This is a genomic window from Parasphingorhabdus sp. (genome assembly GCF_039968395.1).
GTDB lineage: Bacteria > Pseudomonadota > Alphaproteobacteria > Sphingomonadales > Sphingomonadaceae > Parasphingorhabdus.
In genome coordinates, this window is record NZ_JBDVPV010000001.1 from 388,605 (window position 1) to 412,918 (window position 24,314).

Consider the following 24,314-nt stretch of genomic DNA (forward strand, 5'->3'; position numbering starts at 1 on the left):
CTAAGTCAGGAGAGAGAGATGAGCAATGCACTAAAAGTTTTGGTGCATGGAACTGGTTTTGCCGGACAGGGGCATGCCGATGCGTTTCGCTCTTTGGGTGCAGAGGTCGTGGGCATGGTCGGTCGCACGCCGCATGTTGTGAATGACGTGACTGCGAAAATGTCCATTCCGTATGGCGGCACGGATTGTGTTGAAGCACTACAGGAATGCCGACCCGATATTGTCTCCATCGGGACGCCTGGCGGTGCCCACTACGATGCGATCAAAGACGCTATCGCACATGGCGCCCACATTTTTTGTGACAAACCCATGGCGACGACAGGTTTGGAAACACGAGAGCTATTCGACCTAGCGCAGGCCAAAGGCATCAAAACCGCCTTTGCGGCGAGTTTCCGATATATGCCCCATGTCATCCATGCCAAGCGTCTTGTTGAGCAAGGGATCATTGGCGAACCCCAAGAGGTGGAATGCATCTCCCACTTTGAGCTGGAAAAGGACATTCCGTTTGGTTGGTCCCACCGTGCCGAGGATGGCGGCGGGCGGTTAAACAATAATTTCACCCACAAATTATCCATCGTAACCTCTGTTATCGGTGAAACTATTCTTGCGGTTTCAGGTGATGTTCGGGACGACCTTGAGCGCGCGCCCATTGTGGATGGCGTGCATAATTTCAAAACTCGCCGCGAGCATATTCCAGAAGATCTGAACGACCCGTCGCTAAACTGGGGAAAGTCAAATGTAGAATGGAGCTATACGGTTTTGGCCCGACTGGAGAGCTCAATGGCGAGCGAGCCTGTATCGGTTCTGTTTAAGCATGGCGGGCTGCAGCCGCGCTTTAATGAAGATCATATCGCTTTCTATGGCAGCGAAGGGGCCATCTATATCAAGGGCCATTACGGTAGCGGTCCTTTTTTTGTCTTTGGCAAGGATAAGAGTTGGGAGGAAAGAGAGCTGCCTGCTGATATTGCTGCGGATGCACCAAAGGTCAAAGGCGATACAGAGCAATGTTGGCACTATCTCATTCGAGAATTCCTCCATGACATCAAGGGCGAGAAATCGCTGGATTATCCGACGTTTGACGACGGTAGCCGTTACCAGCAGATCATAGATATCATTCGAAAAAACGACAGTTGGGTCGATGTTCAAAATCTTGCTGCAGGTCGTTAGACCATGTCACAAATCGAGATCTCAAATATCGAATATCTGGTGATCGTCGGTTATTTGGTTTTGATTGTCGCCGTTGGTATCGTCTTTCGAAAATTCTCTTCCGATACGAAAGACTATTTTATTGGTGGCGCCAAAGGGAGTTGGTGGCTGGTTGGCAGCAGTGCCTTTATGAGCGCTTTTAGTGCCTGGACCTTCACGGGCGCCGCAGGTGTGGCTTTTGAGTCCGGCTTTTCAGTGATGATTATCTTCTTGGGAAATGCCTTTGGGTTTTTCCTGAACTTTCTCTTTCTGGGGCCGTGGCTCCGACAAATGCGAGTGACCACGTTCCCAGAAGCCATAGCTGGGCGCTTTGGTGAGGCCACGCGGAACTTCTACGCACTGTTTGAGGTTCCCATTCGGATACTTTACTCCGCGATGGCTCTCTATGGGCTCGGGATATTTTGCTCCGCGGTATTTGGCTATGACATATATCACGTCATCATGGTTTGCGGTGTTGTGGTGTTGTTTTACTCAGCCACAGGTGGCCGCTGGGCCGTCATGGCAACCGATTTTTTGCAAGGCCTCATTTTGGTGCCGCTCACGCTGATCATCGCTTGGCTTTGTCTCAGCCAGCTTGACGGAATTGACGGCATGTTTGCACAAATCGACGCGCAAGGGCTCTCGGACAAGTTCAAGATGATAAATTCTGCTGAACTTTTTGCCGGGGCGTATACATGGGGATGGGCCAGCGCGATGGTCACAAAAGGGTTTTTGGTCTTCAATTCCATGTATGCTGGTCCGAGATATTTCTCGGTCAAAGACGGTAGGGAAGCGCGCAAGGCAGCAATTTTTGCTTCAGTTCTCTTTCTGGTTGGGGGTCTCGTCTGGTTCTTGCCACCTATCACAGCGAAGCTCCTATATGCCGAACAAGTTGTGGGGCTGGCTATCAGTAAACCAGCCGAAGCCGCATATGCTATTGCCAGTATCAATGTTTTGCCAGTCGGGCTGATCGGATTAGTCGTTGTGGCCATTTTGACCGCCACAATGAGTTCGATGGACACCGGCCTGAACACCAATGTCGCCATCATGATTAAGGACATCTATCCCAAGCTCGTCCGCCGGTTTCAATGGACCGAGAAGCCCGAAACTGTCTTGCTGGGTTATGGCCGTTTACTGACGTGGATAATGGGCGTTCTGGTGATCTTGCTCGCCCTACAACTGGCCAGGCAAGAGGGAAAAGGCATATTTGAAATCATGCTCGATATTGGCGCGCTGCTGATGTCCCCTATTCAAATACCGCTCATATGGGGTTTGTTTGTCCGAAGAACGCCGTGGTGGGCAGCATTGTCGTCCATCGCCTTTGGTTTTACAGTATCGGTAATAGCATTTCTAAACGTACCCCTATCTACATTTGGTTTTCCAGTTGAGGCGACATGGACGTTTCAGATGAAATTTTTTGGTGTGCTTGCGGCGGGTTCTCTGGGGTTCTTACTTTCTATACCTTTCGCTCCGCCCAAAGGGTCTCCACACCGGATCAGAGTTGACGCCTTCATAACTAACATGAAAAACCCGATCAATTTCAGAACAGAAATTGGCGCCGGGAATGATTCGGCCCAGTTACAGATTATCGGCAGGTTTGGGGCCGCGGTAGCACTCTTCATTGCGGCGATGTTAATCATTCCCAACCCACCGGACGGACGTTTGGCCATCGCCGTATTGGCGCTGGCTATCGGAGGGATCAGCGTGTTGATGATACGACAAGGGGCAAAGGTTTGATTTTGCCCAATCAAGCCTAGCGAGATAACCAACCCCCATCTACAGGCAGGGTTATGCCCTGGACATAATCTGAGGCATTTGAGGCAAGAAACACAATGGCACCAGCCAAATCGGACGGCTGTCCCCAACGACCGCTCGGGATGCGCCCAAGTATTTCGGCATTACGTTTTTTGTCAGCCTTCAAAGCTGCCGTATTGTTCGTATCGAAATAACCCGGTGCGATAGCGTTGACATTGATTCCATACTGGGCCCATTCATTGGCCAGTGCTCTGGTCAACCCACTGACGCCACTTTTCGATGCGGTATAAGAGGGCACCCGAACACCGCCTTGAAAACTTAACATTGAGGCGATGTTTATGATCTTTCCAGGTTGCTCAAGGTCAACAGCTTGTTTTGCAAAAACCTGACACAAAAAGAAAACAGCCCGAAGGTTAACATCCATTACAGAGTCCCACTGGTCTGGCGTTAACTCAAGAGCCGCATTGCGTTTAATAGTCCCAGCGTTGTTGACAAGAATATCGGCTCGTCCAAACTTCTCTATGACTTCGGGAACAATTTTACTGATTGTACTCGCGTCACCCAAATCGGCGAAGATGAGCTCTGACCTTACCCCGGTCTTGGCGATGTCATTCAGGGTCTCTGTTGCAGGAGTTCTCCCAATGAGAGCTATATCAGCGCCAGCCTGGGCAAGGGCTATCGCCATAGCTTGCCCCAGCCCAGTATTAGCGCCTGTCACAAGGGCAGTTTTTCCGCTCAAATCAAACAAGGTGCGCTACGTCCAATTGCAACATTGGTAACTCCAATAGTGATCAGCTGCTGATCGTATATTGAATCATGCCACATAGGCCAAGCAACATTAGAAACATCATTGTTACTAGTATCTGCGTCTGCCTCCATTGGAGTCAAAACTCGGCTTAGTCACTTCGGAGCTGTCGATGGTGCCAAATCCGGATAAGTCAGACGCTCTCCGTCGCCATCGCCGTTTCATAGGTCTGATCGCATACGCCCAGTAGACTCCAGATCAAACTATCCACGAGAACTCCAATTCGGTCAGGATAAGAATGGCAAGTTCGGTACCCCTGGAATACGAAGCCGACGCTCCGAAATCGGCCCAGTTGCTGTCGTTAAAAATGACCTAAGCTAATGTCCGCTTTCGGGATAAAGCGGACTCAACGCTAGTGTCCGCTATGGGCGCAAAAGCGGACATTAACGAAAAGGCCACACTCGTCACTTTGAAGGCGCTCACTAAAAACCATCCGTTGGCACTCCGATCGTGATGACCCCGTCTCCCGCACGGACTGGGGGGCCTTGAATACCGTAAAGTGCATAGCCATCGATTGGTGAGTATAGCTGTTCGACTTCATTGCCGGCATAGTCGCGGATGGTGCCAATCAACTCACCTTTCGAGAGGTATCGACCGCCGGTCTTGGCAGGGAAAAACAAACCGGAATGGGATGCTGTTACGCCCTTTGATCCCTCAAATAATCTAAGTGCGGGGGGCGTCTTGTGCGGCGGTTTGGTCGACATTTTCAAAATACCGAGTGCGTTCTCTACCCCCTTCACAATGGCATCGACATGCTCTTCTTCCCTGCTGCCATTTTGTCCGATTTCCACCAATATCGTCGGGACACCAGCCGCCACGCCTTGACGATTAAGGGATCGCCGACGGTCTACCTGCTCCTGCGTGTTCATGCTGTAGCGGACCAGATTGGGAAAACCAAAACCCTTCGCGACTTTGAGCGCCAGGTCGAAGTCGGTCGAGAGGGGCCCGCCGTATACGCCGACAAACGCCTCAAGAAATTCTGCGCCATCGCCGCTGTGAATGTCCATCAGGAAATCCGCTCGGGCAATGATTTTGTGAGACAGCATATTGGCAATGCGTTCGGTCTGTGTACCCTTGGCGCTACCGGGGAAGGAGCGGTTTAGGTTCTTGTCATCGACCGGATTTACGAAGGGTGATCTTGCCTCGAAAGCGGGAATATTGGCGATCCTGACAATGATCAGTGTGCCGGAAAGCGCATCAAAGTTGCCGGCTGGATGATGCCATTGGACAACGGGGCAAGGCAGAAAAGATTTGTGTTGCTCGCCTACCCTCCGGGATGTCCCTTCCATTTTCACGCCATGCCCAACCAGTTCATCGAAGTGCTGGCCGACATTCCTTTTCCGACTGACGAAAGAAAAATGCATGTGGTCAGCGGCGTACTTGAGCTCACCGGCCAAGACGAAAGCGGAATTTTCTACCGGCTGAAAGCGGCTAGTCCATCTTAGCTTGGCCTCTTGGTTTCCAAGATATTCCTTTTTGGAGTAATCTGGTCAGATTTTGGATCTATACCAGATCGGCGATGAGTAGGCGCGTTCCTGTTGAATCTTGATCGTGTCGGCTGGCAACTCGATACCATATTTCAACGCATCATAGACTGGCCAAGTCGGCGTCGGAATTTCCAGTACGCGGACATAGTAGAAGGCGTTTTGCGCAGAGTCGAAGTCCGGGTCTTGCCACCATGCAGTCAATTCAGGCGCGCCGGTGCTGTTGTCCCAGGTGCCTTTGGCCAGGTCGACGTTGCTTGCCACCGGCGTCACTTTGCCATTGCTATCCATCGTGCGTGAATCAGGATGGCTCCAGCTGACCGTGTAGACTTTCTCATGAATCTTGCCACCTGCATCAATCCAGCCTTTGATAATCTGAATGCGATCTAAGCTGGCGCTTTCCGGATCCATCAAGGCACTGACCAGGAAATTGGGCGCCTTGCCTTCGCCGCCAGATAATTCACCGCCCATCGGCATGCCTTTGGTATAGCCGGCCTTCACCAGATTAGCGGTATCTCCCTCCGAAAAATCGAACCCTCCAAAGAAGCGCACTTGTATCCTAGGTCCGGTCGTGGCGTAAACTTCACGTCGCATCATCGCATCGAAAATGGCTTCGCGCGTGTTGTTGGTGGCCCACACAGCGGCATAGCCACTCGACAGATAATGCCAGCCCATTCGTGCTCTGGGCCCACCCAGCAAAGACTTGGTGGATGCTCGCTTTGGATTGTTAGCTTCGAGACCGCTATGTTTGCCGAAAAAATTATCTTCGTCAGCTGTGGCCAAAGATGTATGACTATCCGTCGAACCAATCATTCCCAGCTGGAAGGGATTGGCGCCGAATTTAACGGTTAGTTCCAGACCGCGCTTGAGTGCCTCACGCACATAGGATCCGCTGTAAGTTTCAGGCGCTGTTTCCTGGGCGCAAATAAGATTGCAACGGTCCCAACCAGCAGTTCCAAAGCTGGCAAATTCGTCATTGGGCGAAAGAAAAGGATGTGCTTCACTGTCGCCCTTGATCTGGGTGACTTCAACAATCGGTTCTCGCTTTGCGCGGGTTTTGACATAGGCTTCGTCCAGCGAGCTGCCGTCAAATTTGGTCATCGCAAACATCCGGCCTCCGGAAATATTACTATTGTGCGGGATGGCCAAAACCTGACCGCCGGTTTTTTCTTCATAGGCATCCATATAAGCCCAGAGCATTTCCGGATCGGGCTTTCCAAACGCGCTGAACGGCAAAGTATCGCCCATTTTCTCTGGGGCATCGCGGAACATCACTACACGGTGAAGATTGTCGCCGCCCGGTCCCGGTGTATATTCAAACCCCATGAATGCGGTGAACTTTCCGGGTTCATTATATTGTTCGACAACCTTTCCATGTTCTGCCCAGAGACTGGTGGTGCGGCGTTTCGAGGTTTCGGGATCGAGCAGGCCTTCGGGCAAGGTACCTTTACCGGCGCGGTCGATAATTTCTGCTGTCGCTCTCAGACCGGCATTGGAATCCGGGTCATCGTCGTTGAACATATCATGCCATTTCAACAACAACTCCTTGCCCAGTAATTTAGCGCGCGGGGTATCGGCGATTTCCTTTGTTGCGCCCATGGCGCCAGCGTGATCGGCGATCACCAGAAAATCGAGCGGGCGGACCAGTTTTGCCTTTGCACCTTTGGTCGCGGTCACTTCCTCGCCGCGCGCAAATCGCAGAGCTGCTTCGGAATTGAGTCGATTGCCAAAGCCAAAAGCATCGCCGCTATTATCGGTGTGGAGATGGGTGTCACCCCAAAATACCTGCGTTGGATATTCGGTGTCGGAGACATTTGCGCTGGCGGTTTCCCCGTTTGTTGGATCAGTGCATCCCGTGACCCCCAACGCCATAATGCAGGCCGAAGCTATCAGGTATTCCCTCATAAATTCCCTCCCAAAATTTCGTATCTACGCACTAGCTTTGTCATCAATTTCTTCAGGTTTCTGATCTTTGCTCAATTCATCCAAAATGCGATTATGGTCCGCTCGCGTCAGTCTATATCTTGCGTAAAAAACAAGCGATACCAGAGCGGCAGAGACCATGATCGGCCCGGACATCACGCCAAGGCGCCAGACAACACCGCTATCTAATTCGCCGGGAACGGCCTCAAACGGCAAGACAATAAACAGGTCCAGGCTAATACCCGCGACGAAGTGACCAGCTGAATTGGATGCCTTTGCAAAAAAGGCGCGCGCGGAAAAGATCAGGCCTTCCTGACGCAAGCCTGTGTGGAGCTCGTTCTGATCGGATATATCACCTAACATCGAGAGGATTGCAACCAAACCAGCTGCAAAGCCAACCGCCGCGATCATCACGCTGGCAATCAAGAGTGGCATGAGCATTTCCGAGCCATTGGCGGGCATCAACCCAAGCAATCTCAGATCAATTGGCAATTGCACAAAGATGGCTAGAGTAAGTAACCCGCCGATAACCACATTTTTCCGCTCAAATCGTTTCATCAATAAAGGCGACAAGGTTGCGCCCAATATGATGGCGGGAACTGAGGCCAAACCGAACCATCTGATCTGTTCGGTCTGAAGCTCCCAAAAATAGGTGTAGACGAAAACCTGCAATGTCTCGTTCATGCCCACCGATATCATGAGGAGAAAATAACCGGCCATGATGAAGGCGTAGTTCGGGTTTTTCAGCGCACCCAGCAGGTCTTTGTAGAAACTCGTCAAGGAGAAGCGCTCTTGGTCAATTGGCGGTTTGCTGAGAAGCGGAATCCGGTTTTTGGTGCCCATGGCGCTCAGGAAGATCGACACGAGGATGATGCTGCAAGCGGTCATCACAACCGGGCCATATGCCTTGGCGTCGAGATGCCTGGGGATAACTGTGCCATCGGCGAGCACAGATTCTCCGGCGAGGAAAAACCCCCATGCGGTGAAAGCAAACAAAGCTCCCGATGCATATCCGAATACGGAGTTGATGCTGAACAATTTCGACCTGTCGTTCGCATCTTTGGTGAGCTCTCCGCCCAGCGCGAAATGGGGAATGGTGTAGAGCGTGAGAAACAAACGCGCCAATACCGTCCAACACATCAACCAGAAAAACAATCCCATCTGATCTGGGTCGCCAGCAACGCCGCCACTCAACATTTCCGGAGGATTGAAAATCAAGTAGAGCGAGATCGCGAGCGGGATTGGTGCGGCGAACAGGAATGGATGGCGCCGACCTAGTCTCGAGCGCCAACGATCCGATATCATGCCAACCACCGGATCGGATATCGCATCTCCCAATATCGCCAGCATGATCGCCGTACCAATCAAGGAATTGGAAAGCCCGATTGCTTGATTATAATATATGGAGATGAAGGTGTTGAACATGCCGAGGAAGACAATCTCCCCCATCGAGCCTACGCCAAAAGCAACTTTCGTCATGAAGGGCAGTTTTTGACGAATATCGTTCATTTTCAGCCCGTTCTCCTATATGATCATGTTATACAAGATTTATAATAATGAAACCGCAAATATGAATGGAAACAAGCAATGAAGTTATACCATCAGGACGGTGCACCCAACCCGCGCAGGGTCAAGATATTCGCTGCGGAAAAGGGCATTGACCTAGAGCTTGTGCAGGTCACCATGTTGAAGCGTGAGCATAAAACACCTGAGTTCCTTAAGAAAAACCCAAGTGGGAAAATTCCGGTGCTCGAACTCGACGATGGGCGCTGCATTCCGGAGTCGGTTGCAATTTGCCGCTACCTGGAGGCGGTTGAACCGGAGCCAAATCTGTTTGGCCGCGATGCTTATGAGCTTGCCTATATCGAAGCGCGTAATCGCCAGATAGAATTTGAATATTGGCGAGAAATCGGAATTTCTTGGGTCCATGGTCCAATTGTTGCGCAGCTCGGTATCATCAAGTCGATCCCCGAAGCCAAGGAGGCAAGTGACAAGAACACACATCACTATTACAAACGCCTCGATCAGGAATTTGCTTCAACTGCCTATGTCGCCGGTGATCGTTTTACGGTCGCGGATATTACGCTGCTAACTGGCGTTGATTTTGCGACGGCCTTGGTGGGATTGAAGCCGGATGAAGGCTTGAAAAATCTCGATCGCTGGCACAAGGAAGTTTCGTCTCGTGCCAGTTGCCAGGCCTTTGGCGCCATGCCCGACGGGTCGTCCTAAACGAAACTTCTCATGCCAGAGTTTATAAACTGGATCGCGTCTTCGATCATCCTCTTGCGATTGCCGCCATGGATACGCCATTGCGCTGCAGCCGCTTGTGAGACGCCGGAAGCAAAAACCGTCATCTTGGTCGCCTGACCGCGCGTCACCGGATAGAATTCCATCAAGCGATCGACGAGCAGCTTACCAACGCCCAGGGTGTCCTTCATATTCGTTGGATGCAGAGAGGCTTCAATGTCCGGCTGACTGCGGAGAATCGACACGATATTGCCATTCGCGCCCTCATCAAAATTTGACGTAACCGCGATCCGGACAACATCTTCATATGAGCCCGCTTGTACCAGCTTCAGTTTGATATCGCCATAGAAGCGGATCAATTCGCGCCCAAGCAATTCCTGAAGCAGCGCCAGCCGCGTATCGAAATATTTGTAGATCAACGGATTACTTACACCCGCTTCCTTGGCCACCGCTTCCATCGTCAGCGACGCGAACCCGCGCGACAGGATGATGTCGCGCGCGCTATCGAGCAGCTGATTGCGGCGCTCTTTGGGAGCGAGGCGAAGGCGTTTTTCCTTAAGCATGGTTCACAAATAAACGTCGTGGCGCGAGAAACAACAGATTAGTCTGTGCGATCCCTAAAGCCCCATTAGATCTTCAAAATTCTTGGTATAAAAATGATCCAGTTCTTCTTTGGTCGCATCGACAGCGTCGAGACTGCGTTCAAAATCGCCAAAGGGATCGCTGCCGCCTTCGGGATGCGGATAATCAGTATTGAACATCAGGATTTCCTTGCCAACGCTTCGCAGACACCAACCCGCATCTTCAAAATGAAAAGGCGTGGCACGGACCTGACGTGTCACATATTCGGATGGTTTTATCGAAAGATCGCGCAAGGCGACGTCAAACTTACCCAGTTCCTTTACGCCGATATCAAGGTTCTGCATCATCGCCGGAATCCAGTTGGCGCCCAGTTCAATCAGGCCGATTTTTAGATTGGGGAAACGTTCCAATACGCCATCATAGATCATGCAGGTCATCCACCGTTCGATCGAGTGGTGCAGGACGTTCACGTCCTTGGGCTTGGTCGTTTCCAGATTGAAGGGGTTGCCTTCCAGCTTCCGTTCTACGCCCGTGTTCATATATTCTGAAGGCATCCGAACGCCACTGCCGATATGCAATACAATGGGAACTCTGGCTTCTTCCAATACAGCCCAAATCGGATCATAACTGCGGTGCGACGGTGCCCGGCCATTGACCGCATCGGAAAACAGCCAGAATGCCTTTATGCCAAATTCTATACCCTGTTTCGCACTCGCCAGTGCTTTTTCAGGATCGTTCTGCGATATGAACCCAACGGGTAGGAGGCGATCATCTGCGGAACAGAAATCCGCCATGCCGCGGTTCAGGGCTTCGGATCCTTCATAGACGACGCGCTCATCTTTCGACCGGGCAAAGCGCGAAAGCGCGGCCAGCGGAAAAACGATCTGCGACTGAATGCCCATGATGTCGAGCGCTTCGCTGCGCTCTTTCTTGTCAATCGCGCCAAAGGCCGCCCATTGGTTCATCTTGGCCTTGTGGCCGAAGATATTGGATTTCAGTCCCTCGGTCAGTTCAGGGCTTCCGCCAGTCAGCCTCTTGTCCGCCATTTCGACAATCGGTTCAATGCCGGGGAGCGACTTGGAAATCAGGCCTTCAATCAGATTCTCCTTCACATATTCGCTGGCATATTGATCCAGCCAATCGAAGGAGTCTGTTATATGACTATCCGCATCATGGATGATCCGACCCGCGCGATGAGAGTTCTCTGGAATTTCCTGGGTTATTGTCGTTGCCATTGCGCCATCCTCTTGAAAGTCGTTTTTGCTATTGTTGAATTCCGTTATTAGTTATATATATTATATAATAAGAGTCAATATTAGCAAACACTGACGAAAGCGAAGTTTATGGCGATGACGAAGATATCCCAACTTGATGCAAATGATGGTCGGGCTGAGTTGATGACTGATGAAGATGTCATTGCTCGTATTTTTGACCATATCGACAATGGTACCACTGACAGGGGGCAATCCAGCTGGAAGGAGCCAGCGGTGAATTATCAATCCGTAGATCGGCTGGATGCTGAACTCGCTCTGTTACGCCATCGCTGGATTGTATTCTGTCCTTCTTCCACACTGGAAAAATCGGGCGATTATATCGCAAGGGATGCTGCCGGGATTCCGTTAATCGTTGTCAGGGGAAGTGACGGAGAAGTGCGCGCCTTTCGCAATGCCTGTCGACATCGTGGGGTCCAGGTTGCGAAAGACGAGGGCTGTACCAGCGTGTTTGTCTGCCCTTATCACGGCTGGTCCTATGGCACTGATGGATCGCTGCGCAGCGTACCGAATGGCGATGGATTTCCCGGACTTGAAAAAGAAACCCGGGGCTTGGTGCGGGTGGACTGTCTGGAACAGGCGGGATTGATTTTTGTCAGGCAAAACGCCGGCGCAGATCGAAGTGAAAGCGTGCCAGATATGCCGGACTTGATCCCGGACAGTTTCCGCGTCGTTAAATCAGAAGCAATGGAAATAGAGGCAAACTGGAAACTGCATCTGGAGAGCGCACTGGAGGGGTACCATATTCGTTCTACCCATCAGACAACATTCTTTCCGGTTCAATATGATAATCTGACCGTTGTTGAAGCATTCGGTGAGAACAGTCGTATTGCCTTTCCCTATCAGGCGATCGAACGATTGCGCGGTAGGCCAAAAACGGATTGGTCAGCAAACGGCCGAATAACCTATGTTTATCACCTCTTTCCCAATGTCATTATTTCTACCTTCCCTGACTGTATGCAGGTCGTTGTGATTGAGCCTCTCGGGCTAGAACGAACACGGCAGCATATGTTTCTTTTGACCGATTGTGCCGAAGGTGGGGAAGTGTTGGAAGCGGTCTTCAAAGGACAGGAATTTGCTGCCAAGGGGGCTATCGAAGATCGTGATGTCGTAATGTCGGCCCAGCGCGGCCTGAAAAGCGGTGCCAATGATTTTCTGGAATTCGGCCTTTTTGAAAGCGCGATTGGCCGATTTCACACGGTACTGAAGCGGGAGATAGAAATTCCTGCTTTCTAATGGCAAAATTTTTGGAACTATAGACCAACACCATATAGGCCCCAAAGATTGCAGTTATCTTCAATCTTTACTGCCCAACTTTAACGTCGGCTTTTGTGCCCTGCCGAAAAAGTTGATAATATTCAATACGTTCAATGTTCGTTTAATCCTGAGAGCAGACATTGGAAAAACCGGCTGATGCACTGCACCAGCCGGTCCCCCGTTCCTCTCCCGAGAACATCATATCACTTTGATTAAAATTCAAAGCGGACCCGTATATTACCCGAGTGAGATTGGTAATCAGAGGCGAAGCGGCCCTGATATTCAGCTCCGATGCTGAACCCGTCTTTGTTGACGAGGTTAAGTCCAGCACCAAGATCAAAGCGGGATTCAGAAGGTTCTGCTGAGTTTAGACGAAAGATGTCGCGCCCGGCATTGAAGCTTCCGTTAACGCCCAGACCATCACCGATAAAGTCATAGACATAGGCGACGTTGGCGTAAGGCACGATGGACAGGTCTTTGCTGTCATCTACCTTACCGGCCAAACGCACACCCAATGAACCTTCGAGGAAGTCTGTACGATCCGTATCCAGAGTTAGCCCCAAACCACCAGTCTCGGTCAACGCATCCTGCGACAGGCTGGCATAGCGCAGTCCGGCATGCGGTGTAATCGAGAACGATCCCGTCTCGAGCGTATAACCACCGTTAACAGCGGCGATAACACCATCTACATTCGATTCACTGGAGATCAGACCGGTAACAGCGTTACGGCGACTATCAACATCGCTGAACGAATATCCCAGTTCGGCATTCACAAAGGCTGCGCCGAGATCCAAACCAGCATAACCAGATATCTGATAGCTGTTTATGTCGCTCTGAGCACCAACAACACCATCTGAATCCACGTCGATATCAGAATAGTTGAGCAACAAGCCAACAGTCAGTTTCTCGTTCAATTTGGTGTCGAGTCCAAGGGTGAAGCCCAAAGCATCGCCATCATAACCAACCGCGCTTTGACTTTGCGCGTCCCGGTCAGAAGTTCGGTAAAATGCCTGGCCCCATATTCCGGTTGCATCACCATCTAAACGGCGTGAGAGCAAGGAACTTGAGAAACGCTGGGTTTCAAAGATTTCCCGTGCAACACCATCATTGATAGCGGGCAACAAGCCAAGCGCCGATGCTTCAAATGCCGCCAGATCAGCCGAACTGTTTAGGCTGTTTGCCACGTCACCGGCCAAACGATTGTTGGACAATGCCGATGTCAGGGCACCTCCAAAAGAAGAAATATTGGCGTCAGCACTCACTGCGGACAGATCAACAGCGGTTGGTGTTACAGTAACCGAACCCAGTTGCACTGTATAATCAAGCAGGAAGTCATCATCTGCCACATTCACGGTTAAGCCGTTATCGGTGAATGTACCTGTTTCCGTAACCACGTTTATCGGAGCGCCAATGGTGAGATTTGTGATATCCGTTGGTGTTTCAATGTTGATCACACTGTCCGCACCAAAGCTGCTATCGCCATTGATGGCTAAGCTGTCATTTCCCAGTTCGAACGCTAGTGTTCCATTGGAGGTAAAGTCACCATCAACGGCCCGAATGCCGGAAATGGCCACTTCTGCTCCGCTATCTACAGTAACATCGACACCGCTTTGCACATCACCGGCCAAAGTCGACAAACCGCTTGCAAAAGAAAGGCTGTCGGCAAAAGCAGAACCGATAAAGTTGCCATTAAGCGCGCCGCCATTTTGAACGAATGTCAATCCGCCCAATGCTGTCGATGCATCAACCGCATTTGTCCCGGCCAAGGTTCCGCTGTTGGTGAAAGTGCCTGTAAAATCGACATTTTCGATCAACAGAGCCGGAGCCGTTTCCGAAGTGATAACGCCGCTATTATCAATGTCGCCATTGACCGTCACGCTTGTCCCAGCACCCGCACCGTTGAACAATCGCAAACCGGCAGTCGCGCCAGATGCCAAAGCATCGCCGCGACCGGAAATCGTTCCCGCATTGGTCAATGAGATATTTCTCACGTCACCGTCCGCATTGCCGAGTTGCAGAGACACACCAGACCCCTGATTGCCGGTTCCGGCATCAATGACACCGCTTGCAAGGTTGTTCAGGGTGAAGTTATTGGCGGTACTGTCGGCATAGACCGTACCGTTACGCTGGTTGCCGGTTCCGAGAATAGAACCCGAGTTGTTTACAACCAGGCCCGTGCCATCAATGTTCAACGCACGGCTGCCTGATGAAATAGTACCGGCGTTATTCACAACAGCGCCGGTGAAATCACCACCGCCTGCTGGCGTTGCGTTGCCGAAATACAAGCCATTTTGAACACCAGAGATGGTGCCGCCCGCCTGATTATCGATGGTGCCCGAGAACGATACTCCGTTTACAAAACGGATACCAGCGGTTGTCCCGCTATCGCCTTCGCTATCGATGGTTCCCGAATTGGTGATGTTGCCCGTGAACAGACCAACACTGCTTCCGTCCAACACTCCGGCATTGCGAGCGCGTTCGAATCGCACTCCATCACCAGCAGCGGTCAGACCAGCGCCGGCGGTACCGCGACCCTGAATGGTGCCCGTGTTGTTAATGTCGAAAGCGTTACCAGCTGCCGAAAGCTCGGTTGAAAAACCAGCACCTTCATTGCCGGCGCCTGCATCAATGATCCCGCTGTTGTTCAGGATAAAGTCTTGCGCAGTGCTATCTGCATAGACCGTGCCATTACGCTGGTTTGCGGTGCCAATAATTTCACCGCCAGCAAGGTTGTTCACAACCAGGCCCGAGCCATCGATGTTCAGTGCGCGACTGTCGGATGAAATCGTACCTGAGTTATTGACAATGCCGCCGGTGTGATCGGCAACATTACCAAAATAAAGGCCGTTATTTGCACCAGAAATAGTACCGCTATTATCCAATGTGCCTTGAAATCCAATGCGATTGGCAAAACGGACGCCAGCGACAGGGCCTTGATTCGATTCAGAAACAATGCTGCCGCTATTTGTGATGTCGCCGCTATAGATATATTCAGGAGCTAATCCTGGGCCAAAAAAACGCAATCCGTCGCCGGCTGTTCCGCCGGTCGGGGCTGATTGACCACGACCTTGAACGGTGCCGTCGTTGACGATCGAACCGCCGCGTGGGGCGCCGCCGCCGCCGACTTCAATCGCGATTCCTGCGCCTTCCACGCCGGCATCGATCAGGCCGGTTGCACTATTGTTGATATTGATATTGTTCGATGTACGGTTGCCGTAAACTGCGCCATTACGCTGGCTGTCGGTGCCACGGATAATACCATCATTATTCAATGTCGCATCGGTACCGTCAAAATTGACGACCCGCGAATCGGCTTCCAAAACGCCGGTCACGCCATTGTTGATCACCGCACCGGTCGTGCCCTGGTTTAACTGAATTGTCTGGGTCACGCCTGTGGTACGCAACGTGCCGTCATTGCTGACGGTTACATCATTATTGTCAACAACAACTACCGGAGCGCCGATGACGGTGCTTGTAACACCAATGCTGGCGGTAATGATTTCGCCCTCTGCGTTGCTGGTCACGGTCATGTTATCGCCGTTGTTAATGATTTGCTGCGCATGCGCTGGCAATGCGGTCATCGCGATGATCAAAGCAGCAGCGGATGCCGAATAGCGCAGGGATAGGGGTCGGGACGCGGAACGGTTAGATATTCCGTTTTGGTTGGAATCGGGGGTCATGAGTTTGTATCTCCAAAAGTTTGCAAAATGAGCTGGCCGGACGGGAATGCCGATCAGGTGAGGCAGCCTTTAAAGAGACAATTTGGACAGCTCCAATTCCAATATGAATTGACTGATATTACCAAATGTAATCGTTATATTATTTATTTATATCAATATCTTATGCTCTATTCATGCATAACAAAGACGCCCGGTAAGAGCACATGATTGAACATAGTTTTGCGGTTCAAATGATTATCGAGCCGGCCTAGAATAGCCGACCGTCGATCACCAAATTTTAGACTATTTAGGTGGCGATAAACGAGATCACATCTTTGGGAAAAGTCTGTTTAACAGCATCGACTATCGGTGGAATTAAAGAAGACCGCGGACAGCCAGTGCGGTGCGCAAAAGCGATTGTGCGATTAAATCGGTCGGAGTCGATTTTGATAAAGCGACAATCCGTTTCATGATTGGTATATCGCTGCACTGCCAATGCAGGCATTAAGGTACAGCCAAATCCGTGCGCAACATATTGGACAACGGTTTCCATGCTAGTGGCTCTCAGGTCCGCCGGAATATCTGCGCCGACAGCGCTGTCCTGGCAGAGGCTGAGCGCCTGATCACGCAGGCAATGCCCCTTATCCAAAAGGATCAGCTCGCTAAGCGGCAAGTCGTCTTCGCTCACCGACGCCGAATTTGCCAAAGGATGATCTTTCGGGGTCACCAGATATAGATCTTCGACAAATAGCGGTACGGTATCAATGCCTTCAACGTTGACGGGAAGAGCAAGCATCGCCGCGTCGATGTCCTTGTTTAGAATTTGTTCAATCAATTGTTCCGAGAACGCTTCGCTAAATACCATATTGATGCCATCACAAGATTCTCGCAACGCCGTACACAGCAGCGGTACCGCATAAGGCGCCAATGTCGGGAAAAACCCAAGCTTGACGGGAATGGTAAGCGGATCCTGACACGCCCGAACAACGTCGGCCATATCCCGCATTTGACACAGGACATCTCGCGCGGAATCGAGCACTTTTTGACCTGCCTGGGTAATTTTTACGCCATTTTGTAATCGCTCAAACAGAACCAAGCCGAGCCGCTCTTCAATTCTACGTACTTGATTGGATAACGCTGGTTGCGTGACGTTACATTGAAGCGCTGCACCTACAAAACTGCCCAGTTCATCAATAGTTGTCAGATATTCAAGATCACGCTGGTTCACTAGAATATAAGTCATGAAAAACTCCCTCAATCACATTCCGGCCGATCAAAAACTAGGTCCCTGATGACCAATGTTCGTGCGAGAAGAGTTTTAGGTTACATTAGTGTTTTTCTAATGCCCGCATTTGCGCCCATCGCCGACGCTAGCCGCCGATTTCGAAAACCAAATATTAGCGTTCTGCAGGCTTTGATCTTCTCGATGAGGAGATTGAAACGCAAAATCTTACATATGACATTCAAAAGCTATATCCATGGAACAAGGGAAAGCTGATCGGACAAAAGGCACCGCTGAAACAACAAGAGGTCAGGGCCATCAGGTTTCCGTTCCCAATATAGCTGAAGAACTTTCGAATGTGGCCCTTTGGTGCGTCGATCCAGTTCTAACAGCTCCATACCTTTGCCAAACCATTCGCCGAACGCCTGATCCTTGGTATAATGGATACGTCCAGTGACCATTATGATGGCGCCTTTGGTGACGTGTTCAGCAACACATTTTCCCATGGCGTTGAAGCGGGTAATACGATGCCATTCGGTATCCTGTTGGCGTTCGCCTTCGCTGTCTTTGCAGGACCGAGTTGTTGAACGCCGTGAACCACAGTGATTATGGCCTGTCCGGTTCAGTCTGGACCCGTGATCTGACCCGTGCCCATCAATGGGTGCGGAAGATTGATTCCGGACAGGTCGCGGTTAATGCCCATGCGGCAGTTAGCCCGGAAACGCCCTTCCCCGGCTTCTGACGAATAGTCGTGTGCTCTAAGAAGATGATGCCAGCACTGCGATAACGGCGATGTATGTCCGCCGTCGAGATATTCCAGCCGCTACGCTGGCGTCCGCTATCGGTACAAAACGAACGTTCGAAATCCGCCTTCTTGAAGTGATATTGCTGATTGATTGAATTGCACCTCTGGCCTTGTTAAGGCTTGAAGGGCTGAGGGGGAGACTGGAATTCGCAAGAAGCTATTTCTTTGGGCCGCACTGCTGGTTCTAGGCCTCGGACTGCCATTTACTTTGCAGAGCCTTCCTGTCATCGGCGGAGTCGATCGGGCTGTTCATGATCTTTACCGGTTTTGGGTAGCGCCAGAGGCCGCCAACGATCCTGATATCACTGTCTTGCTTTACGATGATGCTGTTGCCCGCGAAACCGGAAAAACGACCCCTATTGATCGTGCGTTGCTTGCAAATGCGCTCCGCGAAGTTGAGCTGGCCGGGGCCCGAGCTGTCGGAATTGATATGATCTTCATTCAGCCTTCGGATGATGAATCGGTGTTGATAGACCGGCTGAAGCAGATGCAAATCCCTGTTTACATGGCCTATGCTGATCCTGAATCCGATCGGGCGGCATATTGGGATGGATCCGTTGCTGACGATGCTTCCGAATATCAAATCGACTTTTGGAAACGTATTGGCAACCCCAAAGTCCAGCGCGTGTCTCCAGCAATTGGCGTCGATGAAACCGGCATTGCAAGACGATGGCCGAGCCTGAAGCCAGGAGGAAAACCAACTCTGGCGGCGGCTCTTGGTGCTTCGGAAAAACAGTCCACAAACTATGCTGGAGCGATCGCATTCTCTCGGTTAACCGCAGCCGAAACGGAAATTGGCTTGCAAATCGCAACAGACATGTTCCCAACGCTTCCGATAGATGTCGTATCCGATCCGGACCTCGCGGAATTTTCCCGGCCGCTGCTTAAAGACCGACTGGTCCTGATAGGCGCAGATACTTTCAACTCCGACCAGCTTTCGACGCCAGTTACGCGGTACACAGATCAAACAACTATCGCTGGCGTTGCCGTTCACGCCCATATGTTGCGACAAGTGCTTGATCGCAACTTTCCGCCGCCTCCGCCGTGGTGGGCTATTTTGGTGCTGGCTCTTGTTCTTGCCTTTGCCGCTGCAGCTACCGCCACAATCGAACGCCGTCCGGTTACGCTACTATTGATAATTTTTGTGCAAACTGTTGCGTTGGGACTGTTGCCGATCATTTTGCATTACGCGGGATATGACATACTTTATTTGCCGATTTTCGGATTGTTGTCAGCTTGGCTGACTGTCTTTTTGATTGTCGGCTATGCAGTTCGATCCCGAACCTCGACCGAACGGGCCTTTGCACGCGGTGCATTAGGCAAATTTCTGCCCGAGAACGTTGCGCTTGAAATACTGGAAAAACCTGAAAAGCTAAAACTGGAGGGAGAAGAGCGTCCGCTTTTCATGCTTTTTACCGATTTGGAAGGTTTTACGCGGTTCAGCCATGCTCGACCTCCGCAAGAAACGGCCCGTATTCTTAATCGCTATCTGGAAGAAATGAGTCAGGTTATTCTGGATCATGCCGGCACTATTGACAAGTTTGTCGGAGACGCGATTGTTGCGTTCTGGGGAGCTCCACTGAAGGAGGAAAAAGACGGCCGCAACAGCGTTGCATGTGCCTTGGCCCTTCACAAAACAGCAGAGCGGTTGAGAGCGGAATTGACTGTTGGTGAAGAAAAGCTGGGTCGCACCAGGATTGGCTTGCATTTTGGCCAGGCAACTGTCGGAAACTTTGGTGGGGAACGCAGAATACAATATACTGCAATGGGTGATGACATGAATATTGCTGCCCGTCTTGAAGGGGCGAACAAATATCTTTGCACAGACATATTGGTCAGTGAGGCAGTCAGAGAGCAAGCACCTGAACATTCCTATCGTCCGATGGGTGCAATTTGCTTATCAGGTGTTGCAACGGCTTTACGTGTTTTCGAGCCTGTAGATGATGATCGCAACGCGTACACATCAGACCTGACGGATGCCATGATCGAGATCGAAACAAGAAACAGCGGAGCCGGGCAACATTTGCGTGATCTGGCGGCCAAACACCCGGAAGACATGGCAATTGGAGCATTGATTGACAGGATTGATCAGCTAACATTGGAGAAACCCTATGAACTTGGCGGAAAATAACAACAGGCCGTACGTGCGTGAGATAAGAGTGCGATTGCAGTTCATGGGCGGTGTTGCGGCTTTAAGTCTGATTGTCTCTGGCTGCACGACATCAACGTCCAATGTTGAACCCGTTGTCGCCGCGGAAGAGGTAGCCCTGCCTGCTCCGGTCCAAAGTGATCAGACGGTTGGAATAGAAGAGAATAATATATGCGGGATGGCCGAAGATGAAGCATCCGAGAAAAAAATCACTATTTTGCAGGCGTCTGGCGGAATTGAAACACGCTGTGTTCCGGGGACGAAAATTGCCGATAACGCTTCAATCTGCTTGAAGGAGCTCGAAAAAGTCACGATCTTGAGAAAATCCGATACCCGGTCTCTGGAAGGTCCCGGCTGTTTCTATGTTGCAACCGGGAACAGAGATGCAGCAACAGCAGCAAGACTATCCAAGTTCATCAACTCCAGAGGTTCATCACGAGCCCGCACCGGAGCCATTAGAGGCGAGAGGGGTATTCGCAGGATGCCGGCAACGAAGGCAGTTAGACGGACAGTTGATCTTGGCGAGGTCGTGGTAATCCGAGGCAGCGAGTCAGCCTTAAAGCGTTACAAGCTTAAAGCGACGATTTTAACCGGAACCAAAATCTGCCTAAAACCAAAAGAAAGCCTGACGGTTTTGCGAAAAAAGGGCGGGGTGCTTAACTTGAAAGGCCCGGGGTGCAATATTTTCCGTCGCTCTGGAAAAGTGGAGAATGTCGCAGGTGTGTCGGCTGGAGATTAGAGCGCCACTCTGGTTTCTTGTGCTCACGAACAGAGGCGTCTGCATACGAGAGGTGATTGAGCACAAAAAAGCGGACAGCAGTTCAAGAAATGAAACCTGTCGAGCGTGGGATTGTCGGGGCAGGTAGCGTGCTTACCGAGAATGCTGATCTTCATCGCTCTTCCCTGATTCTGCAGTCTAATGCCACATTTTGATTTGCCGGAATTGTCTCGTCCTCACTAACCCTTTGGTGGGACAAAACTCAGCATCTTCAAACATGAATTTCTCTATGCTTTGTCCGTCAACTGCTTCGTGTGAGTCGTGGATTTTACTTCCCGCGAACCTGAATCAATGCGCCTGCGAATTTATCCGATAGGCGGATAGGGGTATTATAGAGGCAGTATTAGGAGGTCATTTGCGCAAACTTGGAACGAGAACAGGGGTCAACCATCAAATGGGATGTGTTGAAAAAATGGTTGGATTACAGGTTCAGATTTCACGGAGGAAAAAGAAAATGCGCGTTCAGAAGGTCAGTCTTATAGCAATGCTGGCAGCAAGTGGGTTCGTTGTTCCCCAAGCTGCCAATGCTCAAACAACCGATGCAGCGGAAGCCGATGACGGAAATATAATCGTCGTTACGGCTCGTGGCAGAGAAGAGAATATTCAGGAGGTGCCGTTGGCGATCACTGCATTTGATGCCAGTGAAATCGACAGTAGAGGTATTCAGGAGCTCGACGACGTGGCGCGCTTTACGCCCGGCTTCAGTTTTGAGGATTTTTCAGGCGGTTTCGCTCAACCGGTGATCCGCGGCCAGGCTCAAACGCGCGTAACCGCGCTGGAAACAAACGTATCCACATTTCTGGATGGCGTTTACATACCACGTTCGTGGGCCGTTGACCTGGGCACGACAAATCTGGAGCGTGTGGAGGTGGTCAAGGGACCGCAGAGCGCTCGTTATGGTCGTAACGCATTTGCCGGTGCCATTAATTATTTGCCGAAAAAGGCCGAAATCACGGGTGAAGTTTCCGGTGAGCTTGAAGGCACTGTTGGAATAGATGAACGATATGATATCGGCGGATTCCTGAACTTCTCGGTCAATGAGTGGTTTGCTCTTGCCGGTTCGTACAACTATTCAACTTATGATGGTAGTTGGGAAAACTCCCATCCTTTCGCCAATCTGGATATTCCTGGAGCAAGTACCCAAGGCAATGTTGGCGGTTGGAGTAATCAATCTGCCAGCGTTTCTGCCGTTGTCCAACTGGCTGACGGTTTCAAGGTAGAGGCATCTTATAATTATTTTGATGTTAAAAACGAGGCAAGGGCATCGCGTTATATTGCAGATAGTGTCGGCGGAATTTTGGATCCAAGCAGCGTCAGTGCGACGAATACCGGCCTCGTCGGAATAACCAATTGTGGCAGCTTGCGCTTTGGCGCGTTCAGCCCGCTTATTTGTGGTGAGCTCCCGGCTCCCGGTGACACCACGATTGTCGATCCGCGCAGCTTCGGTTCGCAGGCGCAGACTGGTATTTTCCGTGCACATATCGAAGCAGAAATCGTCGACAACTTGACTCTCAATTACACGTTTGGGAACGTGAATGGTGATGTGAACATCGGTACGAGCGGTGAACCAGATCCTATTAACTGTGGCACTCTCGTCGGCCCTGCAGGTGGTTTTGCACCATTGTGTAATTTCCAGCAGACACCGGTTGGGGATATCAACTATGATAGCCATGAAGCGCGTCTGACCTATGACGACGGTTCCATCCGTGCTGCGATCGGCGGGTTTTATTCTGACGGTGTCGACAATAGTCGCTTCAGCAGTATCAATATCGCGCCAATAACCGATCCCAATAATATCGTACCGTTTAACGGGACACCGGTGCCTAACTTTAGTTTCAATCCGGGGCCATTTAATATCTTGCTCACCAACGACATGACCACAACTGAAGTCACATCGATATTTGGTGAGTTTCAATGGACGTCGTCAAATGGAGCGACCCGTATTGGCGTCGAAGGACGGTATTCAGAAACCGAAATTACTGCGACAGACAACAGGCGTAACCTGACAGGCAACGATACTTTCAAGTATTTTACTCCCAGAGTTACTGCGGAGCATGACCTGAATGACGAGGTGCTGGTATTTGCATCTGCTGCGCGAGGCGCAAAAGCAGGTGGGTTTAACCTGACCGGCTCGACGCCCGACCGTCAAACGTTTGATCCGGAATTTAACTGGACATACGAACTCGGTGTCAAAAGCACACTTGCCGGAGGAATGCTCACCTTGAACGGATCCGTATTCTACACGGATTGGAGCGATATCCAGGTGAATGCGGCGGATGAAGATCCAACAAACCCCGCTAACCCGAATGTTCCGAGCATCACACAGAATTTGGGAGATGCCAGAGTATTTGGTGTTGAGCTTGCGGCCCGGTTCCAGGCAACAGATAATCTCAGCTTTGATGCCACGTTCTCGCATACCGATGCGAAATATGACAGCAGTACGGTGGATAGCCGCTTCAGTCGCGGTTCTACCGGTCCGTTTGGTACGGCGCCATGTGACGATGTCGTATGTAACACCAACGGGAACGTTGGCGGGAATACGGTTGAGCGGACTCCGCCAACTCAAGCTTCCTTCGGTGCACAATGGGATGGTGAATTTGGTGACGATGACAGCTACTTCATCCGAGCCGATGCCAGTTGGCAAAGCAGCTTCTATGCAGACAGCGCAAATCTGGGTGAAATCCCAAGTCGCTTTCTGGTGAACGGTAGTGCCGGCGTACAAGTCGACAATTTCTCCGTACGAATCTGGGCTCGTAACTTGCTGGACAAGAAATATCTGTCCAACGCATTTGTTGTGTTGCTGCCTTTCGGAAACACATATGGTGAATTCTTTGGCGAACGCAGGTCATTTGGTCTGTCCGGCAAGGTCGAATTCTAAAACAGCTCTCGTTGCGAAGACCTTATCTTCGTTACGCTTTGCCGGGCATCTTGGGGGAGATGCCCGGCAAAATTATTTGAGGCTCCCTGTCGAGATTTCTTGCCAGAACATCTCAAAAAATCTCCTTTCCATGCCATAACCAATAGCTTTCATCATGCTCGCAACTTGATTTTATGGCGGCATTTGAAAAAGGGTGGCGGTGACCGACAGATGAATATATTTGAATTGTGATCGGGGGTTCCGCGGAAACACTTGATAGTTGTCTCGTTTCAGCCGTCCCAAAAAAGATTCCGTCCAGTCCATTCAGGAGAACC

The 24,314-nt window shown here is 51.0% G+C and carries 18 protein-coding genes; 9 read left to right on the plus strand and 9 right to left on the minus strand.

Features of this window, described 5'->3' with window-relative positions:
• Window positions 1-18: 18 nt before the first annotated feature.
• Both ABJI30_RS01910 and ABJI30_RS01915 read left to right on the plus strand, forming a co-directional pair.
• On the plus strand, window positions 19-1,167 hold the full coding sequence (locus ABJI30_RS01910; RefSeq protein WP_348015202.1) for a Gfo/Idh/MocA family oxidoreductase: 1,149 nt from the start codon (window positions 19-21) through the stop codon (window positions 1,165-1,167).
• Window positions 1,168-1,170: 3 nt separating this feature from the next.
• A complete protein-coding gene (locus ABJI30_RS01915; protein WP_348015203.1) occupies window positions 1,171-2,922 on the plus strand; it encodes a hypothetical protein in 1,752 nt (583 codons plus the stop codon).
• A gap of 16 nt (window positions 2,923-2,938) precedes the next feature.
• Here the strand turns inward: ABJI30_RS01915 and kduD are convergent, their stop codons facing one another.
• Both kduD and ABJI30_RS01925 read right to left on the minus strand, forming a co-directional pair.
• The gene (gene kduD / locus ABJI30_RS01920) at window positions 2,939-3,688 is read right to left on the minus strand and encodes a 2-dehydro-3-deoxy-D-gluconate 5-dehydrogenase KduD (protein ID WP_348015204.1); all 750 of its coding nucleotides are present in this window, start codon (window positions 3,686-3,688) and stop codon (window positions 2,939-2,941) included.
• A 479-nt stretch (window positions 3,689-4,167) separates the two neighbouring features.
• Window positions 4,168-5,034: a succinylglutamate desuccinylase/aspartoacylase family protein gene (locus tag ABJI30_RS01925; RefSeq protein WP_348015205.1), complete on the minus strand. Its 867-nt coding sequence runs from the start codon at window positions 5,032-5,034 to the stop codon at window positions 4,168-4,170.
• Between ABJI30_RS01925 and ABJI30_RS01930 the strand changes: the two genes are divergently transcribed.
• Entirely contained in the window at window positions 4,963-5,190 is a 228-nt protein-coding gene (locus ABJI30_RS01930) for a hypothetical protein (RefSeq protein WP_348015228.1), read from the plus strand. The genes ABJI30_RS01925 and ABJI30_RS01930 overlap by 72 nt on opposite strands.
• Window positions 5,191-5,235: 45 nt before the next feature.
• Here ABJI30_RS01930 and ABJI30_RS01935 read toward each other — a convergent pair whose 3' ends face one another.
• Window positions 5,236-7,134: a DUF3604 domain-containing protein gene (locus ABJI30_RS01935; RefSeq protein WP_348015206.1), complete on the minus strand. Its 1,899-nt coding sequence runs from the start codon at window positions 7,132-7,134 to the stop codon at window positions 5,236-5,238.
• A 24-nt stretch (window positions 7,135-7,158) separates the two neighbouring features.
• On the minus strand, window positions 7,159-8,661 hold the full coding sequence (locus ABJI30_RS01940; RefSeq protein ID WP_348015207.1) for an MFS transporter: 1,503 nt from the start codon (window positions 8,659-8,661) through the stop codon (window positions 7,159-7,161).
• A 78-nt stretch (window positions 8,662-8,739) separates the two neighbouring features.
• On the opposite strand from ABJI30_RS01940, the gene ABJI30_RS01945 reads away from it, so the two are divergent.
• On the plus strand, window positions 8,740-9,381 hold the full coding sequence (locus ABJI30_RS01945) for a glutathione S-transferase family protein (protein ID WP_348015208.1): 642 nt from the start codon (window positions 8,740-8,742) through the stop codon (window positions 9,379-9,381).
• On the opposite strand, the gene ABJI30_RS01950 is transcribed toward ABJI30_RS01945, so the two are convergent.
• Window positions 9,378-9,962 carry a TetR/AcrR family transcriptional regulator gene (locus tag ABJI30_RS01950; protein WP_348015209.1) on the minus strand — a complete coding sequence of 195 codons (585 nt, stop codon included), beginning with the start codon at window positions 9,960-9,962 and terminating at the stop codon, window positions 9,378-9,380. The two genes, ABJI30_RS01945 and ABJI30_RS01950, sit on opposite strands and share 4 nt — an antisense overlap.
• A 54-nt stretch (window positions 9,963-10,016) precedes the next feature.
• Window positions 10,017-11,216: an amidohydrolase family protein gene (locus ABJI30_RS01955; protein ID WP_348015210.1), complete on the minus strand. Its 1,200-nt coding sequence runs from the start codon at window positions 11,214-11,216 to the stop codon at window positions 10,017-10,019.
• A gap of 114 nt (window positions 11,217-11,330) precedes the next feature.
• On the opposite strand from ABJI30_RS01955, the gene ABJI30_RS01960 reads away from it, so the two are divergent.
• Complete coding sequence (locus ABJI30_RS01960) at window positions 11,331-12,488, plus strand: SRPBCC family protein (RefSeq protein WP_348015211.1); 1,158 nt, start codon at window positions 11,331-11,333, stop codon at window positions 12,486-12,488.
• Window positions 12,489-12,721: 233 nt separating this feature from the next.
• On the opposite strand, the gene ABJI30_RS01965 is transcribed toward ABJI30_RS01960, so the two are convergent.
• The 3 genes from ABJI30_RS01965 to ABJI30_RS01975 form a co-directional block, all read right to left on the minus strand.
• On the minus strand, window positions 12,722-16,189 hold the full coding sequence (locus tag ABJI30_RS01965; RefSeq protein WP_348366651.1) for an autotransporter domain-containing protein: 3,468 nt from the start codon (window positions 16,187-16,189) through the stop codon (window positions 12,722-12,724).
• 286 nt (window positions 16,190-16,475) lie between these two features.
• Entirely contained in the window at window positions 16,476-17,411 is a 936-nt protein-coding gene (locus ABJI30_RS01970) for a LysR substrate-binding domain-containing protein (RefSeq protein WP_348015231.1), read from the minus strand.
• Window positions 17,412-17,638: 227 nt separating this feature from the next.
• Complete coding sequence (locus tag ABJI30_RS01975) at window positions 17,639-18,049, minus strand: single-stranded DNA-binding protein (RefSeq protein WP_348015631.1); 411 nt, start codon at window positions 18,047-18,049, stop codon at window positions 17,639-17,641.
• On the opposite strand from ABJI30_RS01975, the gene ABJI30_RS01980 reads away from it, so the two are divergent.
• From ABJI30_RS01980 to ABJI30_RS01995, 4 genes are all read left to right on the plus strand, one after another.
• Complete coding sequence (locus ABJI30_RS01980; RefSeq protein ID WP_348015632.1) at window positions 17,983-18,132, plus strand: aldehyde dehydrogenase family protein; 150 nt, start codon at window positions 17,983-17,985, stop codon at window positions 18,130-18,132. The two genes, ABJI30_RS01975 and ABJI30_RS01980, sit on opposite strands and share 67 nt — an antisense overlap.
• 271 nt (window positions 18,133-18,403) lie before the next feature.
• On the plus strand, window positions 18,404-20,326 hold the full coding sequence (locus tag ABJI30_RS01985; RefSeq protein ID WP_348015232.1) for an adenylate/guanylate cyclase domain-containing protein: 1,923 nt from the start codon (window positions 18,404-18,406) through the stop codon (window positions 20,324-20,326).
• A complete protein-coding gene (locus tag ABJI30_RS01990) occupies window positions 20,307-21,083 on the plus strand; it encodes a hypothetical protein (protein ID WP_348015233.1) in 777 nt (258 codons plus the stop codon). Before ABJI30_RS01985 ends, ABJI30_RS01990 begins: the two co-directional genes overlap by 20 nt.
• Before the next feature lie 493 nt (window positions 21,084-21,576).
• Entirely contained in the window at window positions 21,577-24,000 is a 2,424-nt protein-coding gene (locus tag ABJI30_RS01995; protein WP_348015234.1) for a TonB-dependent receptor, read from the plus strand.
• The last annotated feature ends 314 nt before the right edge of the window (window positions 24,001-24,314 follow it).

What these genes read in the sequence shown, in the direction of transcription:
- ABJI30_RS01950 (WP_348015209.1), bottom strand. Translation starts at nt 9,962, where the DNA reads ATGCTTAAGGAAAAACGCCTTCGCCTCGCTCCCAAAGAGCGCCGCAAT.
- ABJI30_RS01935 (WP_348015206.1), bottom strand. Translation starts at nt 7,134, where the DNA reads ATGAGGGAATACCTGATAGCTTCGGCCTGCATTATGGCGTTGGGGGTC.
- ABJI30_RS01955 (WP_348015210.1), bottom strand. Translation starts at nt 11,216, where the DNA reads ATGGCAACGACAATAACCCAGGAAATTCCAGAGAACTCTCATCGCGCG.
- ABJI30_RS01930 (WP_348015228.1), top strand. Translation starts at nt 4,963, where the DNA reads ATGCCATTGGACAACGGGGCAAGGCAGAAAAGATTTGTGTTGCTCGCC.
- ABJI30_RS01990 (WP_348015233.1), top strand. Translation starts at nt 20,307, where the DNA reads ATGAACTTGGCGGAAAATAACAACAGGCCGTACGTGCGTGAGATAAGA.
- ABJI30_RS01965 (WP_348366651.1), bottom strand. Translation starts at nt 16,189, where the DNA reads ATGACCCCCGATTCCAACCAAAACGGAATATCTAACCGTTCCGCGTCC.
- ABJI30_RS01910 (WP_348015202.1), top strand. Translation starts at nt 19, where the DNA reads ATGAGCAATGCACTAAAAGTTTTGGTGCATGGAACTGGTTTTGCCGGA.
- ABJI30_RS01915 (WP_348015203.1), top strand. Translation starts at nt 1,171, where the DNA reads ATGTCACAAATCGAGATCTCAAATATCGAATATCTGGTGATCGTCGGT.
- ABJI30_RS01970 (WP_348015231.1), bottom strand. Translation starts at nt 17,411, where the DNA reads ATGACTTATATTCTAGTGAACCAGCGTGATCTTGAATATCTGACAACT.
- ABJI30_RS01940 (WP_348015207.1), bottom strand. Translation starts at nt 8,661, where the DNA reads ATGAACGATATTCGTCAAAAACTGCCCTTCATGACGAAAGTTGCTTTT.
- ABJI30_RS01960 (WP_348015211.1), top strand. Translation starts at nt 11,331, where the DNA reads ATGACGAAGATATCCCAACTTGATGCAAATGATGGTCGGGCTGAGTTG.
- ABJI30_RS01925 (WP_348015205.1), bottom strand. Translation starts at nt 5,034, where the DNA reads ATGGAAGGGACATCCCGGAGGGTAGGCGAGCAACACAAATCTTTTCTG.
- ABJI30_RS01995 (WP_348015234.1), top strand. Translation starts at nt 21,577, where the DNA reads ATGCGCGTTCAGAAGGTCAGTCTTATAGCAATGCTGGCAGCAAGTGGG.
- ABJI30_RS01945 (WP_348015208.1), top strand. Translation starts at nt 8,740, where the DNA reads ATGAAGTTATACCATCAGGACGGTGCACCCAACCCGCGCAGGGTCAAG.